This is a genomic window from Exiguobacterium marinum DSM 16307, from assembly GCF_000620845.1.
Lineage (GTDB): Bacteria > Bacillota > Bacilli > Exiguobacteriales > Exiguobacteriaceae > Exiguobacterium > Exiguobacterium marinum.
In genome coordinates, this window is record NZ_KK211189.1 from 1,186,915 (window position 1) to 1,204,504 (window position 17,590).

General features: G+C 49.5%; 14 protein-coding genes. 12 read left to right on the top strand and 2 right to left on the bottom strand.

The features are described 5' to 3' along the window. Positions 1–158: 158 nt before the first annotated feature. The 12 genes from hpf to P400_RS0106545 all read left to right on the top strand — a co-directional run bounded on the left by hpf (position 159) and on the right by P400_RS0106545 (position 14,992). Positions 159–722: a ribosome hibernation-promoting factor, HPF/YfiA family gene (gene hpf, locus P400_RS0106490; RefSeq protein ID WP_026825411.1), complete on the top strand. Its 564-nt coding sequence runs from the start codon at positions 159–161 to the stop codon at positions 720–722. Positions 723–861: 139 nt separating this feature from the next. Then, on the top strand, positions 862–3,384 hold the full coding sequence (gene secA, locus P400_RS0106495; protein ID WP_026825412.1) for a preprotein translocase subunit SecA: 2,523 nt from the start codon (positions 862–864) through the stop codon (positions 3,382–3,384). 54 nt (positions 3,385–3,438) lie between these two features. After that, positions 3,439–4,539 carry a peptide chain release factor 2 gene (prfB, locus tag P400_RS0106500; protein WP_026825413.1) on the top strand — a complete coding sequence of 367 codons (1,101 nt, stop codon included), beginning with the start codon at positions 3,439–3,441 and terminating at the stop codon, positions 4,537–4,539. Between the two features lie 61 nt (positions 4,540–4,600). Next, positions 4,601–5,458, top strand: coding sequence for a YitT family protein (locus P400_RS0106505; RefSeq protein WP_026825414.1), 858 nt, complete (start codon positions 4,601–4,603; stop codon positions 5,456–5,458). Between the two features lie 108 nt (positions 5,459–5,566). Next, positions 5,567–5,902 (top strand): cytochrome c551, encoded by a 336-nt coding sequence (gene cccB, locus P400_RS0106510; RefSeq protein WP_026825415.1) that lies wholly within the window; start codon positions 5,567–5,569, stop codon positions 5,900–5,902. Positions 5,903–6,016: 114 nt separating this feature from the next. Next, positions 6,017–7,621 carry a BCCT family transporter gene (locus P400_RS15020; RefSeq protein ID WP_084483622.1) on the top strand — a complete coding sequence of 535 codons (1,605 nt, stop codon included), beginning with the start codon at positions 6,017–6,019 and terminating at the stop codon, positions 7,619–7,621. A 197-nt stretch (positions 7,622–7,818) separates the two neighbouring features. Continuing rightward, complete coding sequence (gene tnpB, locus P400_RS0106520; protein WP_026825416.1) at positions 7,819–8,991, top strand: IS200/IS605 family element RNA-guided endonuclease TnpB; 1,173 nt, start codon at positions 7,819–7,821, stop codon at positions 8,989–8,991. A 379-nt stretch (positions 8,992–9,370) separates the two neighbouring features. Continuing rightward, entirely contained in the window at positions 9,371–10,057 is a 687-nt protein-coding gene (ftsE, locus tag P400_RS0106525) for a cell division ATP-binding protein FtsE (protein ID WP_026825417.1), read from the top strand. After that, on the top strand, positions 10,047–10,949 hold the full coding sequence (gene ftsX / locus P400_RS0106530; RefSeq protein ID WP_026825418.1) for a permease-like cell division protein FtsX: 903 nt from the start codon (positions 10,047–10,049) through the stop codon (positions 10,947–10,949). The genes ftsE and ftsX overlap by 11 nt, the downstream gene beginning before the upstream one ends. A gap of 23 nt (positions 10,950–10,972) precedes the next feature. After that, a complete protein-coding gene (locus P400_RS0106535; RefSeq protein ID WP_026825419.1) occupies positions 10,973–12,304 on the top strand; it encodes a murein hydrolase activator EnvC family protein in 1,332 nt (443 codons plus the stop codon). A 101-nt stretch (positions 12,305–12,405) separates the two neighbouring features. Then, positions 12,406–13,809 carry a S41 family peptidase gene (locus P400_RS0106540; protein ID WP_026825420.1) on the top strand — a complete coding sequence of 468 codons (1,404 nt, stop codon included), beginning with the start codon at positions 12,406–12,408 and terminating at the stop codon, positions 13,807–13,809. 43 nt (positions 13,810–13,852) lie between these two features. Beyond that, positions 13,853–14,992, top strand: coding sequence for a PDZ domain-containing protein (locus P400_RS0106545; RefSeq protein WP_026825421.1), 1,140 nt, complete (start codon positions 13,853–13,855; stop codon positions 14,990–14,992). A 65-nt stretch (positions 14,993–15,057) separates the two neighbouring features. Here the strand turns inward: P400_RS0106545 and glpK are convergent, their stop codons facing one another. Both glpK and P400_RS0106555 read right to left on the bottom strand, forming a co-directional pair. Further along, positions 15,058–16,575, bottom strand: coding sequence for a glycerol kinase GlpK (gene glpK, locus P400_RS0106550; RefSeq protein ID WP_026825422.1), 1,518 nt, complete (start codon positions 16,573–16,575; stop codon positions 15,058–15,060). Positions 16,576–16,603: 28 nt separating this feature from the next. Next, complete coding sequence (locus P400_RS0106555; protein WP_026825423.1) at positions 16,604–17,311, bottom strand: MIP/aquaporin family protein; 708 nt, start codon at positions 17,309–17,311, stop codon at positions 16,604–16,606. Positions 17,312–17,590 lie beyond the last annotated feature (279 nt).

The following is a 17,590-nucleotide window of genomic DNA, read 5'->3' on the forward strand; positions in this document are numbered from 1 at the left end:
GTCATTATTTTCTGATGATAACGTTTTCAAATATAGCGATTTCGGGGTATAATATTAATGAGCCACCTGATTCCACTTTCTTTTTAGAAACGAAGCAGGAGATTCCGTCTCGTTTGACGAATCAATGGTTCAAGCGGTTATTTTAAGGAGGAGTTCAGATGATTTATAACATTCGCGGCGAAAACATTGAGGTCACACCAGCAATCAAAGACTATGTCGAGAAAAAGCTGGAGAAGTTGACTCGGTATTTCACAACTCCTACGGATGCACAGACGGCTTACGTCAACTTGAAAGTGTATAATGAGAAACAAAAAGTGGAAGTGACGATCCCGATGCCGAACTTGTTGCTCCGTGCCGAGGACATCAACCTCGACATGTATGCGGCAATCGACCTCGTCGTCGATAAATTGGAACGTCAAATCCGTAAACACAAAACGAAGCTCAACCGTAAAGGACGCGGAAAAGAAGGTGGCGTCGGCGAGTACTTCAAGTCCCTCGAAGGAATTGATGATGCATCGGCCGTCTACGATGAGGACGAGGCAGAACTCGAACTCGTACGGACGAAACGTTTCACATTGAAACCGATGGACACGGAAGAGGCGATTCTTCAAATGGACATGCTCGGTCACAGCTTCTTCGTCTTCTCTGACGCAGAAACGGGCAACACGAACGTCGTCTACCGTCGTAAAGATGGAAAGTACGGCTTGATCGAACCTGAATAATGAACTTGACCTTACACGACCCTCCGGCTTCGGGGGGTCGTTTCATTTTGCCTTTCCTTGAAAGGTGGCACCACTTCGGTTAAACTGTACATTAGGGAAAAAACATGCATTTTTTAGTGAATGCAGAGGAGATATGAGTATGGCGAACTTTTTGAAAGAGTTATTTGCTCCACAGAAACGAGTGTTGAAAAAAGCAGAGAAAGCGGCCGACTTGATCGAGTCGTTCGCCGAACCAACCAAAGCATTGTCAGACGAACAGCTTCAGGCGAAGACAGAAGAGTTCCGAGCCCGTCTCGATAAAGGCGAAACGCTCGACGACATCTTGCCAGAGGCGTTTGCGGTCTGTCGTGAGGCATCAGAGCGCGTGCTCGGGATGCGTCACTACCCGGTCCAACTTATCGGGGGCTATGTGCTCCATAACGGTGACATCGCCGAAATGAAAACAGGTGAAGGGAAGACGCTCGTCGCGACACTTCCTGTCTATTTGAATGCGCTCACGGGCCGTGGCGTACACGTCGTAACGGTCAACGAATATTTGGCAAAACGAGATAAAGAACTCATGGAACCGCTCTATTTCGCTCTCGGTCTTTCGGTCGGTCTCAACGTGTCGAACATGGACCGCGTCGAAAAACAAGCGGCTTACAATTGTGATATCACGTACTCGACGAACAACGAGCTCGGATTCGACTACCTCCGTGACAATATGGTCCTTTATAAGGAAGACCGTGTTCAACGTGAGCTCTATTATACGATCGTCGATGAAGTCGACTCGATTCTCGTCGATGAGGCGCGTACCCCGCTCATCATCTCGGGATCGGCACAAAAATCGACCGAGCTCTACACACGTGCGGATGCGTTTGTCCGTACATTGAAAGAAGAAGAGGATTACACGGTCGACGTGAAGACGAAATCAGTCCTCTTGACGGACCAAGGGGTCGACCTCGCCGAGAAGTTCTTCGGTATCGATAACCTGTTCGCCATCGAACACGTCGCGGTCAACCACCATGTTGGGCTCGCGCTTCGTGCGAATGCGGTCATGCACCACGATATCGACTATATGGTGCGTGACGGACAAGTCATGATCATCGACCAGTTCACAGGGCGTGTTATGGATGGACGCCGCTACTCGGAAGGTCTTCACCAAGCGATCGAGGCAAAAGAAGGCGTCGAGATTCAACGCGAATCGATGACGCTCGCAACAATCACGTATCAGAACTACTTCCGTATGTATGAGAAGCTTGCCGGGATGACCGGTACGGCGAAGACAGAGGAAGAGGAGTTTCGTAATATCTACAACATGCAAGTCGTGACGATCCCGACGAACAAACCGATTCTTCGCGACGATAAGTCGGACCTCATCTTCAAATCGATGGAAGGGAAGTTCAAAGCCGTCGTCGAAGAGATCTCTTCAGTTCACACGACAGGACAACCGATCCTTGTCGGTACGGTCGCCGTCGAGACTTCAGAATATTTGAGCAAGCTCTTGACGAAGAAGAAGATTCGTCACGATGTCTTGAATGCGAAAAACCACGCGCGTGAGGCAGAAATCATCGAGAATGCTGGTCAAAAAGGGTCGGTCACGATCGCGACGAACATGGCCGGTCGTGGTACGGATATCAAGCTCGGAGAAGGCGTCGTCGACCTCGGTGGTCTCTACATCATCGGGACAGAGCGTCACGAGTCACGCCGGATTGACAATCAGCTCCGTGGTCGTTCAGGTCGTCAAGGGGACCCGGGTAAATCCCAGTTCTACTTGTCACTCGAAGATGAGCTCATGCGTCGTTTCGGGACGGACAGCCTCCAAAGCATGATGGAACGTCTCGGTATGGATGACACACAACCGATTGAGAGCCGCATGGTCTCAAAAGCGGTCGAATCGGCTCAGAAACGCGTCGAAGGAAACAACTACGATGCGCGTAAACAGCTTCTCGGTTACGATAACGTCATGGCCGACCAGCGGAAGGTCATGTACAAGGACCGTGCGAGCATTCTCGAGAACGAGTCGGTCACGGATATCGTCCGTTCGATGATGGCCCAGACGGTCGAACTCGGAGTCGGGCAATATACGCCGATCGAACTCGTACCGGAAGAGTGGAACATCGACGAGCTCGCGCACTGGTCAAACCAGACGCTCGCGCTTGAAAAACCGGTCGAAGGCAAAGACTTCTACGGAAAAGAACGGGAAGAAATCGTTGAACTCCTCATGGAACGTGTGAACGAGCAGTATGAAGCAAAACGTGAACTCGCACCACCTGAGCGCTTCAACGAATTCGAAAAAATCATCGTACTCCGTGCCGTTGACTCGCACTGGATGTCCCATATCGATCATATGGATCAGTTGCGTCAAGGGATTCATCTCCGCGCTTACGGGCAGAACGATCCGCTCCGTGAGTACCAAGCGGAAGGGATTAGCATGTTTGACGCGATGAACGCGGCGATTTCAGAAGAAGTGACAGGCTTCGTGCTTCGTGCCGAAGTCGGGGACAACCTCCGACGTGAGAAAGTCGTCGAAGAGGAAGTTGCCGTCTCTGGAAAGGACGATGCACCAGTCAAGAAAAAACCGGTCCGTCGTTCGAAAGAAGAGAGTATCGGCCGGAACGATCCGTGCTGGTGTGGCTCTGGTAAGAAGTTCAAGAACTGTCATGGTAGACAACAGGCTTAATTATTGAAGAGGCGGGTCCGCTCGCCTCTTTCCTACGGAAAGGTGAATCACACTATGGAAATTTCAGATATTCGGAACGAACTTGAGGCAATGGCGAAGCGCCTTGAAAATTATAGAGCTTCTCTCAACTTGACGGAGAAGGAAGCGCGCATCGCCGAACTCGAGAATGAGATGACGTACCCTGACTTTTGGGACAACCAAGAGAAGGCACAGAAAGTCATCGATGAGTCAAACGGGCTCAAAGCGATGGTCGACAAATATCAAGACCTCGCAAGCAAACATGAGGACGGCGAAGTGACGCTTGAACTCATCAAGGAAGAGCCGGAAGCAGAGATGCAAGAAGAGCTCGGAGAAACGATTCAAGCGCTCAAAAAAGAGTTCGATGACTTCGAACTCGAAATCCTCTTGAACGGACCGTACGATGCGAACAATGCAATCCTTGAATTGCACCCGGGTGCGGGCGGTACTGAGTCACAAGACTGGGCATCGATGCTCCTTCGCATGTACCAACGTTTCGCCGATAAACAAGGCTGGAAAGTCGAGACGGTCGATTACCTTCCGGGTGAGGAAGCTGGTGTCAAATCTGTCACGCTTCGCATCATCGGACACAACGCTTACGGTTACTTGAAAGCGGAAAAAGGGATTCACCGTTTAGTCCGAATCTCTCCGTTTGACTCGTCGGGTCGTCGCCACACGTCGTTCGTTTCATGTGACGTCATGCCGGAGTTCGATGACGACATTGAGATCGAAGTACGGACAGAAGACCTCCGCGTTGACACATACCGCGCGTCAGGTGCCGGTGGACAGCACATCAACACGACAGACTCGGCTGTCCGGATTACGCACGTGCCGACGGGCGTCGTTGTCTCGTGTCAGACCGAACGCTCACAAATCAAGAACCGTGAATCGGCGATGAAGATGTTGAAAGCGAAATTGTACCAACGTGAACTCGACGAGCAGCAACGCAAACTCGACGAAATCCGTGGCGAGAAGACGGATATCGGTTGGGGTAGCCAAATCCGTTCGTACGTCTTTCATCCGTATTCGATGGTCAAAGATCACCGGACGAACCACGAAGTCGGAAATACAAGTGGTGTCATGGACGGCGACGTCATGCCGTTCATCGATGCTTACCTTCGTAAAACAAATATGTGATGCATGTGGCTCAAAGACACCTGTCTTTGGGCCATGTTGTGTGTAAAGGAGAAATTCTTTAATGAAGCAAATCGTCAAAGACTATCTGTATTTGTTGACCGGTTCGGTGTTCGTCGCCTCGGCCTTCAGCTTATTTCTATTGCCGAACAATTTGGCGTCAGGTGGGGTGAGTGGGATATCGGTTATCACGTATGAACTGTTCGGGATTTCACCGGGGGCATTTCAGCTCGTGGCGAACGTACTACTTCTCATCATTGGGTGGACCATCCTCGGTCTCGGATTCGGGGTGAAGTCGCTCGTCGGCTCCATCTTCTTACCGGGTGTCATTCTTTTCTATGAAGCGATCGATGCAGGGGCTGCCGTGAACGACACGCTCCTCGCCGCCATATTTGGCGGTGTCGGTGTTGGAGTCGGGCTAGGACTCATCTTCCGGGGACGTGCCTCGACAGGTGGAATGGACTTGATTGCGCAAATCTTACATAAGTTCACGCACATCCCGCTTTATTTATGTATCGCGCTCCTCGACGGCATGGTCGTCTTGACCGCCGCCCTCACGTTCTCGTTCTCGACCGGACTTTATGCACTGATCGCCCTATTCATCACGGTCAAGATGATCGACTTCGTCCAGCTCGGATTCACGCAGGACAAGATGGCCTATATCATCTCGGAGAAGCGGGACTTCATCGTCCGTGCCGTCTTTGAGGAGCTCGATCGTGGAGCGACCGAGATTCAAGCAATCGGGGCTTATTCTCGTCTCGATCGTCCGATGCTCATGATCGTCGTCCGTCAGAGCGAGGTGAGTCGTCTGAAAGAGATCATTCGTCGGATTGACCCCGATGCGTTCCTCGTCTTCAGTGAGGCACATGAGGTGCTCGGACAAGGGTTCACGTCGGACAAACGCTATATCAACGTTCCATAAGTTGTGGAATCTTTGTGTACTTTTCGTGAGATTAGGTTAGAAAGTATACGTGAAAGGCTATAATGGTAAATGTAGGTCATTTCTACAACTTAGGAGGGGAACGTGGTTATGAAAAAATGGATGATGGCGATTGGCCTTGGTGCCATGCTGACACTCGGCGCATGTGGCGGCGGTGAAGAGGAAGATACGTCGAGCAACGGGGATTCGGGCTCGAACACGGCATCGGTTGACGCGGAAGCGGTGTACGCACAAAACTGTGCGGCATGTCACGGTGCGAACCTTGAAGGAATGAGTGGTCCGTCACTCGAGCAAGTCGGCGCTAATCTGTCGGCAGAAGATATTGAGAACGTCATTCGTAACGGTCAAGGTGCAATGCCTGCGAACGTCATTGAAAAAGACGAAGAAATCACGGCGGTTGCTGCTTGGCTCGCTGAAAAAAAATAAGATAGGCACCACAGGAATAGCGTTGACTATCCTGTGGTTTTTTTGATTAATTGTTGCAATTTTCTGTTTTATTGGTATGGTAATAAGAGATTACAGAAATGGAGTGATATGGTTTTGAGGACAAAATTAATAGACTGGCCAACATTTATTGGATCAGTGATCTTACTGTTAGCAGTGACGTTACCTCTTATTTTCTTCCCGGAAACAGGTAAGGCTTTAGTCGGGATGGCAAATGAGTATATGACATCAAACTTTGGAATATTATACTTAGCGCTTGGGCTTGGCGCATTCGGATTTTTGATCTACGTTGCCTTCAGTAAGAACGGTCACATTAAGTTGGGCGACGAAGATGAGGAACCTGAATTTAGTACTTTTTCATGGGCGGCGATGTTGTTCGCTGCTGGGATTGGGTCAAGTATTCTTTACTGGTCGGTGATTGAATGGGTTTACTATTACGAAGGACCACCGTTTGGTCTCACACCAGAATCAACAGAAGCCATTCAATGGTCGACGGCATATGGCATGTTTCACTGGGGACCGATTGCGTGGGCGATTTATGCGCTGCCTGCACTCCCGATTGCGTATTTCTATTATGTACGACGCATATCCGTGTTGAAGGTGAGTGAAGCGGTCCGTCCGATTCTCGGTGATCGTTCAGACGGTCCACTTGGAAAAGTGATTGATATTTTATTCATCTTCGGTCTTCTTGGAGGCGCAGGGACAACACTCGCCCTCGGTACGCCGATGATTGCCGAAGGAATCAGTGAATTGACGGGAATCCCTGTATCACTCGGGATGAAAGCAGTGATTATGCTAGTCTGTACGGTTATTTTTGCAGTTAGTTCTTATGCTGGATTGAATAAAGGAATCAAATTACTAAGTGACTTGAACATTTGGCTTGCATTAGGAATTTTAACATTTGTATTTGTATTTGGACCGACACGCTTTATCTTAGAGACAACATTCAACGGTGTTGGGATTGTTATGGATAATTTCTTCCGAATGGCGACGTGGATGGAGCCATTTGGTGATTTTGGTGGCTTTACTTCAACGGGATTCCCTGAGTCGTGGACTGTATTCTACTGGGCATGGTGGCTTGTCTATGCTCCATTCGTCGGATTATTCGTGGCACGGATCTCACGTGGTCGGACGATTCGTGGCATGATCATCGGAACGATGGTCTATGGGACGTTTGGGTGTGTACTGTTTTTCGGAGTTCTCGGAAATTATGGACTATACCTTCACCTAAGTGGAACATTCGATGTCATCTCATATATGGCTACTTACGGACCGGCCCCGACAATCATTGCGATTATTAGTCAATTGCCATTTGGAAGTGCGGTAGTTGGGGTGTTCACTGTCCTCGCCATTATCTTCTTAGCGACGACGTTCGATTCTTCGTCATATATTTTGGCATCAGTCACTCAAAAGCATGTGGAAGATGAACCACTCGTATGGAATCGATTGTTTTGGGCATTCGCACTATCGATCATGCCTCTCACACTCATGTTCCTCGGAGGACTTGAAACTTTACAAACAGCAAGTATTGTCGGTGGTTTCCCCCTCATATTTATCATGATTTTACTCGGATGGTCGTTTATGCGTGTCTCAAGCAGTGATATCCGGGCGCAAGATGAATATGAGTCACCGACGATTCATATTCAGTACCGAAAGAAAAAGCGTACCCCGTTCGATGTATTGAAAGACAAGGCAGATTGATAGAAGAAAATATCTGTATAGTGAACCGCCCCATAGAAGTTGGACATGAACATCCAGCTTCTACGGGGTGTTTTTTATCAAAATTATGCGAGAATACTCCCGCTTCTAAACGTTAAGGACAGTGCTTGCGTGAAAGTGGGAGATGAATCGCCAGCCTCTCTTTCGGGTAAAATATCTTCAAAAGGGGTGAACGTCACATGGTGAAGCACAAGGGCTATAAATTCCGGATCTATCCGACGAAGGAACAGGAGGTCCTGATTGCCAAGACGATCGGCTGTTCCCGGTTCGTGTTCAACCATTTCCTGTCGAAATGGGACGTGGCCCATGAAGCGAATGGCAAGGGACTGTCGTATGATGCCTGCTCGAAAGAACTTCCCATACTCAAGCAAGAATTCAGTTGGTTGACGGAAGTGGACAGCACGGCCGTCCAGAACAGTGTCAAACACCTGGCCGACGCGTATAAGAAGTTCTTCAAGAAGGAGGAAAATCATCCCCGTTTCAAGTCGAAGCGAAACCCCGTCCAATCCTATACGGCGAACATCCAAGGGAAGTCCCAGCTCCCCGAGGTCTCGATCGTCGGGAACAAGCTCAAACTCCCCAAGCTGAAATGGGTGCGTTTCGCCAACTCGAGACACGTCGAGGGTCGCATCCTGAACGCCACGATCCGACGAACAGCTTCGGGTAAATATTTCGTCTCCCTTCTCGCAGAGCAGGAGATCGGTGAACTGCCGAAGACCGGTTCATCGGTCGGCGTCGACGTCGGGCTGAAGAACTTTGCCATTCTATCGGACGGCACATTCTACAAGAACGACCGTTACTTCCGCACCCTCGAGAAGAAACTGGCGCGGGAGCAACGCAAGTTGTCCCGTCGTCAGCGCATCGCCCTGAACAAGAAAGTGAGACTTTCCGAGGCGAAGAACTACCAGAAGCAGAAGCGGAAGGTCGCACGCATCCATGAGAAAATCGCCAACAGACGCACCGACTTCCTGCACAAGGTGTCGACCGAGATCGTCAAAAACCACGACGTCATCGGCATCGAGACCCTGCAGGTGAAGGACATGCAGAAGAACCGCAAGTTGAGCAAGTCGATCTCCGAGGTCAGCTGGTCGGAGTTCTTTCGCATGCTCGAGTATAAGGCCGACTGGTACGGGAAGACCGTCGTGAAGGTGGGGAAGACCTTCGCCTCGAGCCAGCTCTGTTCGAGTTGCGGCCATCGACACAAAGACGTGAAGCATCTTGGTTTGCGTGAATGGACATGCCCGAATTGCGGGGTCCACCACGACCGCGATGTGAACGCAGGACTAAACCTCAGACAAGAAGCCGAACGCATGTTGGCTTCTTTAACCGTCGGGACGACGGGGCTAGCCTGATCAGGTTCCGACTGTCAGGTCGGATGACTCAGGAATCCTCCACCTCTAAGCGAAGCGTAGGTGGGGGTAGTTCAACTGAATTTCATAATGGAGGTCAAATTCGTGCAATAGAATTTCATGACGACATTTTCCCACTGAACTCAATCGAACTGAAACAATCCTGTAATGGTGTTTTAAAAGTCGGATTGATATAATTGTAGTCGCTTCAACAATGCCCTAGATGATTTTTTGGCAAGGCGATAAACGAGAAATGACTCCTTGACAGAGAGGGGTATTTCCTGTAAAAAAGACTCTAGGCGAAATATACAGTAACTAAAACAAATGATTCCAATTCGTCATAGATGCATAAAAATATTTTAAAAAGGGTAGGGAATACGTTATGATATCGATGCAAAAAGTCAGTAAAGTATATCCAAACGGCGTCGTTGCCATGGATGACCTCGATTTAGAAATTCGCGACGGCGAGTTCCTTTATGTAGTCGGTCCTTCCGGTGCCGGAAAGTCGACATTCATGAAGATGATTTATCGCGAGGAGAAACCGACGGAAGGTCAATTATTGATTGACGGACTCGATGTCGGTAAACTCAAGGATCGTCATGTACCAAAGTTGCGCCGTCAACTCGGTGTCATCTTTCAGGACTTTAAATTACTTCCATCACTTACGGTGTATGAAAACGTTGCGTTCGCATTAGAAGTCGTTGGGGCTGACACGACGTCGATTCGGAAGCAAGTCATGGATGTGTTGAATCTTGTCGGATTGAAAAACAAGGCACGCAACTATCCAGATGAGCTTTCTGGTGGGGAGCAGCAACGGGTTTCGATTGCACGAGCGATTGTGAACAAACCGAAGCTGATTATCGCCGATGAGCCGACAGGGAACTTAGACCCGGAGACAGCATGGGGCATCATGGAAGTGTTTGAAGAAATTCACCGCCGTGGGGCAACAATTGTCATGGCGACACACAACCGTGACATCGTCGATAAGATTCGCCACCGTGTCATCGCGATTGAGAATGGAAGAGTCGTTCGCGATGAAGAGAAAGGAGCATATGGCTATGATGTTTAAGGCTGGATTGCGCCATTTGCGTGAAGGGTTCAAAGGAACGCTTCGAAATGGATGGATGTCGTTCGCGGCAATTAGTGCCGTGACGATCACCTTGTTACTTGTCGGTGTATTTGCACTCGTCATGTTCAATGTAAATGAAATCTCAGACAATGTAGAGAACGATGTCGAGATTCAAGTGTTCATCACCCGTACGGCGGATGAGAGCTCAGTCGAGAAACTCGGACAGAATATTGAACAGGTACCGGGTGTGTCGAAGGTTACGTTCAGTTCGAAAGAAGATGAATTGGCCAAGTTCCAAAACCAACTTGGGGACGATGCGGCTGCTTATGGCACGGTTGAAAAAGACAACCCGCTCCACGCCCGTTATATCGTCAAAGCCCAAGACCCAACAGAACTAGAGGAAGTTGCAAAATCGGTCGAATCATTCGATAACGTCGACGATGTGAAATACGGAAAAGACTACATTGATAAAATGTTCGCCTTCTTCAACGGGATTCGCATCGGTGGACTCGCGTTGATTGTCGGATTGACATTGATGGCGATGTTCTTGATCTCGAATACGATTAAAATGACCATTTTCTCACGTCGCCGCGAGATTGAGATCATGCGACTCGTCGGAGCGAAGAACAGCTTCATCCGCTGGCCATTTTTCATTGAAGGATTGGTTCTCGGAATGCTTGGGGCTCTTGTCCCGATTCTTGTCATTTATTTCGGATATGACGTCGCATATAGTGCTTTACAACCATCGCTTGATCAATTGAATAGTGATATATTTAAGTTGATTGATCCATCGACGCTCACAGTCCAAGTATCGCTTGTCTTACTTGCACTCGGTGCGTTCATCGGGATCTGGGGATCGACGACATCGCTCGGTCGTTTCTTGAAAATCTAACTTAAATAAGGAGGAGTTGGCGGATGAAACGTTCGCTTGCGCTAGGGTTGTGTGTATCATTACTTGCCATGCCTGTCATGGCGACAGAGAAAGACACGTTAAAAGCTCGACAAGATCGATTGTCCAATGAGTTGGAGGAATCGAAAAATGCGCAGGCTGAAACGGATGCCGAGCTTGAGGTCACAGAGGCAGAGCGTGATGCTGTAAAGACAGAAATTCACGTCGTCGATGATCGGTTGAATGATTTAAGCGAACAAATCGCGATTCAACAACACGAAGTCGACACGGCCCGTGGAGAGCTCGAGACGACCCGCCAACAACTTTCTGTTCAAGAAAAATACTTGGAAGACCAGAAGGAACTTTTAAACGAGCGCCTTCGTGTCTTGCAAGTACATGAAGATACGTCCTATCTACAAGTCATTTTTGAGTCCCGCTCTTTCGGCGATTTCGTGACACGGGTCATGACGGCCCGCACAATCGCTGAACAGGACCGGGAGCTCATACATAATTATATGAGTGAGATGGAACGCCTAGAGTCGCTTGAGTCGACGCAACGTACCCAACTCTCGTTCATCAAGCAAAAAGAGCGTGAGCTCGTCATCACGAAGCAAGACCTCGACCGTACAGCCGAGAAAAAGCGTGATCTGTTGGTCGAACTGAACGAACAAGTCGAGCAACTCGAACTTGAGAAGATGACACGCAGTGAAGAACAGGCCGTCATGGCCGAACAGAATCGAATCATCAGCGAACAGCTCGAAGCGATTGCGATTGCTGAGCGAGAAGCCGCTGAGGCGGCCGAACGTGCCAAACAGGAAGCTGAAAAGCGTGCTGCCGAAGAACGAGCAAGAGCCGAGGCGGAAGCGCGTGAGTCAGAATCGGAAGTGAAAGAGGCGCCTGAGGTGACGGTACCACCTGAAACACCGACGAACGTTTCAACGTCGAACGGATTCGTCCGCCCTGTGTCAGGATATGTGTCGAGCCCGTTTGGTCCTCGAAACAATCCTTTGACAGGTGTCTCGGAGATTCATAAGGGAATCGACCTCGTCAATGCTTCAGGGACACCGATTGTTGCGAGTGCACCAGGTGTCGTCATCAAAGCGGCACCGGCGACCGGATATGGGAATGTCGTGTTTGTTTCACATGTTATGAATGGAGAGGTTTGGACGACCGTCTACGCTCATCTGAATGCAATCACGGTCGGTGCCGGACAACAGGTAGCGGCAGGACAGACAGTCGGGACGCTCGGTAACACGGGTTGGTCGACCGGACCGCATCTCCATTTTGAGTTACATCGAGGGAAATGGGCGCCGGGACAGCCGAATGCGATTGACCCAGCCCCGTATATTGGCTATTAATTCAAGCGGACGCGTCCCAAATATGTGGAACGCGTCCGCTTTTCCTTTCGTTTTTGCTATACTAATGAAAAGACTTACAAAGAGAAATGAGGGACCAACCCGTGAAAAATTCAACCGCAGGACTACTCGCTGGCACAACGTTCGTGGCTGGGGCCGGTGCAGGCCTTGCGACGATGGCATTTACAGACACTTCTCTTCCGATTCAAACGAATGCGGAAGGCTGGGATAAAGTCGATCAAGTACGTGATTTGATTGAGGCGCATTCGTTACAAGACATCTCAGAAGATGACTTATTGACAGGCGCGCTCGACGGTATGACCGCAGCACTGAACGATCCGTACTCTGACTTCTTAGACGCAGAAGAAACATCACAATTTACCGACTCGATTGAATCGAGTTTTGAAGGAATTGGCGCAACTTTGGAGAAGAAAGGAGAAGACATCTTAATTGTCGCTCCAATCAAAGGCGCTCCGGCCGAAGAAGCAGGACTTCGCCCGGGCGACATCATCACAGCGGTCGACGGTGAGTCGATTGAGGGGATGGATGTACAGGAAGCCGTCCAGCTGATTCGAGGAGAGAAAGGGACGACGGTCACGCTGACGATTCGCCGTGGCAGTCAGACGGCGGACTATGAAATCACACGTGACACGATTCCGATTGAGACCGTGTTCTCTGAAGTGAAAGAAATAGATGGTAAAAAGATTGGCTACCTTCAAGTTACTCAATTTTCAGAACCGACAGCCGATGAGTTTCTCGAGCAACTCGAGCAACTTGAAGCAGACGACATCGATAGCTTGATCATCGACGTTCGTGGAAATCCGGGGGGTCTCTTACCTGCCGTCATCGAGATGTCTGAAGGGTTCGTCCCGACATCGAAACCGGTCGTCCAAATCGAAAATGCGGACGGGGACCGTGACGCTCAAAATGGTCGTGCCCGTGAAGCAAAACCGTATGACCTCTTCGTCTTGACGGATGAAGGCTCTGCTTCGGCATCCGAGATTTTGACAGGTGCGATGAAAGAAGGGGCCGGTGCGACAATCATTGGCACGAAGACGTTCGGGAAAGGTGTCGTGCAGACGGCGTTCGATTTAGAAGACGGCAGTAACTTGAAGTTGACGACGAGCAAATGGCTCACACCGGACGGGAACTGGATCAACAAAAAAGGGATCGAGCCGGACATCGAAGTGAAGCAACCGGATTTCTTCAATGTAACCCGCGTGCTAACAGAAGAAGAGTCATTAAAAGTCGGGGACTATGGCGACTCCGTGTCGAACTTGCACAATATTTTAACTGGAATCGGCTATGAGCCAGGCGGTCAACCCGGATATTACGGCGATACGATGGCAGAGGCCGTAAAAGCGTTCCAGGCAGACCAAAATCTCACGGCTTCAGGTACAGTCGATGAAGAGACAGCCTCGGCACTCGAATCGAAGCTACTCGAGGCGATTCAAGATGAGGAAAACGATGCTCAACTGAATCGAGCGCTAGAAGAAGCCGCAAAATAACGTTGTATGAAAGAAAGGGTTGGACCGCGTGGAAGTTGTACGAATGAGTGTTACGGCTTTATTGACGTTGTTAGGTAGTCCACTGTTTTGGGTGACGCTCGTCGCCCTTACGTACATATCAATGACCCGAGTCAAACGGGAACGGGCCATGTTTCGTTCGAGACGCCGCTCACCAAAGTCGGAATGGAAGCATTTCATCTGGCCGAGTCTCCTGCTGGCGGTCCTCTCATCAACCGCAACGATTTTACTGGAGACGACCATCACATTTGAATGGGCAGTTTCGTTTACAATTCTTTACACGCTTGTCGTCTTGGCGATGCATCCGCGATTCTTTAACCCAGTGTTGCCGCTCCTCATTATATTCGGTGTCGTCATGTTACGTGATATTGTCGCATATGGGGCATTCAGTGATTGGGTGAGAGAGCTTGCCCGAGTCGATTGGACGGTCTATGCATTGACGTTCGGGCTCGTCACACTCGCGGAAGCGATTCTCCTACGATGGGATGGACCAAAAGAGACGTCACCGACACTAATCTTGTCCAAACGTGGGCAGTTCATCGGAGGACACGTCGTCAAACGGGTTTGGTTTTTCCCGCTCGTTGTCTTTTTACCGCCGATGTTCGGTCTTGATTTGCCGATGATCCCAATCATTCTGCCGATTCCGATTGGGGTCAGTTTACTGTCGACCGGTGCCTTGCCGGGGACACTTCTCGCACGGTTGAGTAACTATCGTGCGATGCTCGCATTGATCGCCCTTATTTTGTTCGGTATATCCTATACGTGGGAGATTCCGTATATCGACTATGTATTGATTACACTATTCGTTCTCTATGAACTCGGATTACAGTGGATCAAACGAGAAAATCGTGGCACGACACCTGTCTTTATCAATGGCAATCGCGGGGCGGTCATCGTTGACACGCTCCCGAATTCACCGGGGGAAGCGATGCAACTCATCCCGGGTGAATCCATCTACAAAGTCAATGGAACAGTCATCACGGGAGGACATAGTTTCTATGAGGCGCTCCAGCAACATAAACCTTATATTAAGCTCGAAGTGTTGAACTTGAACGGTGATATCCGATTCGTTCAACGGGCGATGTATGAGACCGATCCGCATGAACTTGGCATCTTGTTCGTCGGGGAACCGACGAGTCCGCGTGTCCGTCTTCGCAAACTGTGAGAGTATCCGTCAAGGGTACTCTTTTTTGTACTGAAAAAGGGCACCCTTGGGGATGCCCTTTTTTCTTATACGTCAAGTTTTGATGGTTTAAATGCTGTTGTTGCTTCGACAGCGTGTTGCCAACCTTTGTAGAGTGCCTCGCGGTGAGATTCGTCCATGTTCGGCTCGAATTTCTTGTCGAGTTTCCACTGCTCTTTGACTTCAGCTTGGTCTTTCCAGAATCCAACGGCAAGACCTGCCAAGTAGGCAGCACCGAGTGCAGTCGTTTCGCTCACTTCAGGACGTTCGACTGGAACGTCGAGAATGTCTGATTGGAACTGCATGAGGAAGTTGTTGCTGACGGCCCCGCCATCGACGCGGAGTGTCTTCAAGTTGATTCCTGAGTCGTTCTCCATCGCCGTGAGGACATCACGTGTCTGATAAGCGAGTGACTCGATTGTCGCACGGACGAACTGTTCTTTTTCCGTTCCTCGTGTGAGGCCGAAGATAGCGCCACGAACGTCAGAGTTCCAATAAGGTGCACCGAGTCCAACGAAGGCTGGTACGACGTAAACCCCCTCTGTCGACTCGATCCGTGTCGCGTATTGCTCCGAGTCTTTCGCTGATTTCAACATCCGCAATCCATCACGGAGCCATTGAATCGCAGAACCGGCAACGAAGATCGATCCTTCGAGCGCATACTCGACTTTACCGTTGTAGCCCCAAGCAATCGTCGTCAAGAGACCATGGTCTGATTTGACGGCTTCTTCCCCTGTGTTCATAAGCATGAAGCAACCCGTGCCGTACGTGTTTTTCCCTTCCCCTTTTTCGAAGCACGTCTGACCGAACAAGGCAGCCTGTTGGTCACCTGCGGCTCCGGCGATTGGGACTTCAAATCCAAAGAAGTGATACGGGATTGTGTTTGCGTAGACTTCACTTGAAGCTTTGACTTCAGGGAGCATCGACTTCGGTACCGTTAAGATGTCGAGTAATTCGTCATCCCACTTCTGTTCATAGATGTTGTACATAAGTGTACGGGACGCGTTCGAGTAGTCTGTCACGTGGGCCGTTCCACCTGAAAGTTTCCAGATGAGCCACGTGTCGATTGTACCGAAGAGAAGTTCTCCGTTCTCGGCTTTTTCACGTGCGCCTTCGACGTTGTCCAAAATCCATTTGACCTTTGTCCCAGAGAAGTAAGCATCGATGAGAAGGCCCGTCTTGTCACGCACCATATCAGAATGACCGGCTGCTTTTAGTTCTTCACAAATGTCAGCGGTTTGTCGTGATTGCCAAACAACTGCATTATATACAGGGCGTCCTGTTTCTTTCTCCCAAACGACTGCTGTTTCACGTTGGTTCGTGATTCCGATTCCTGCAATCTCGTTCGGATCGATGTCTGCCGAACCAAATGCTTCCGCCATGACGGCGAGGACAGAACCCCAAATCTCATTGGCGTTATGTTCGACCCAGCCTGGTTTTGGGAAATACTGTTTAAATTCGCGTTGTGCGACCGTGACAATTTTTCCGTCATGGTCAAAGATGATTGCCCGTGAACTTGTCGTTCCTTGGTCTAGTGCTAAAATATAACGTTTTTCTTTCGCCATATGTGATTTCCTCCTTCAAAATATTGTGTTACGAGACGAGAAGGCCATAAATGAGTGCGGCGATAATCGCGCCGATAATTGGACCGACGACCGGGATCCATGAATATCCCCAATCTGACGATCCTTTTCCTTTAATCGGAAGAAATGCGTGAGCGATACGTGGACCGAGGTCACGTGCCGGGTTAATTGCATACCCGGTCGTACCACCGAGCGAAAGACCGATCGATACGATCAAGAAGCCGACGATGAGCGGATTAAGTCCGTCCGCGAAGGTGTTTGCCCCGAATGACAATAGACCGAAGACAAGGACGAACGTTCCGATAATCTCACCAATCAAGTTGAAAGGTGTGCTTCGAATACCAGGAGCCGTCGAGAACGTCGCCAGTTTCAAACCTGGGTCGTCCGTTGCATCATAGTGCGGTTTATAGTGGATATAAACCAAACATGCCCCAATGATGGCTCCGATAAACTGAGCGAGGATGTAGAGTGGGACATCCGCCCATGGGAATTCGCCTGCTGTCGCGAGACCAATCGTGACGGCAGGGTTGATGTGTGCACCTCCGTAAATACCGGCTGCGTAGACCCCGACCATAACGGCGAGACCCCAACCCATTGTGATGACAATCCAGCCAGAGTTTTCCGCTTTGGAATGGCGGAGGACGACGCCGGCGACGACACCGTTACCGAGCAGAATCAATAGCATCGTACCAATAATTTCACTGACAAATGCTGACATGTGATACTCCCCTTTCTCCCTTATGCAATTTGACTTACCACTTCATTATATGCCCAAAATGTAAGCGTTTTAAAACAGCGTTTTTCAAAAATCATACTTTTTTCCTAAAAATGTTCACATTTACACCTGTAAACTTCATAAAAATGATGAGTAGAGAGCGGAACTAATAAGAAATAGATGATTCATCATGAAAACTGGGGGGATTTCAATTGAATAGGAATATGGTCCATTGTTTGGTCATTCGTCTCCTATGTTACAAAAGTAACCTTTACAAATTGA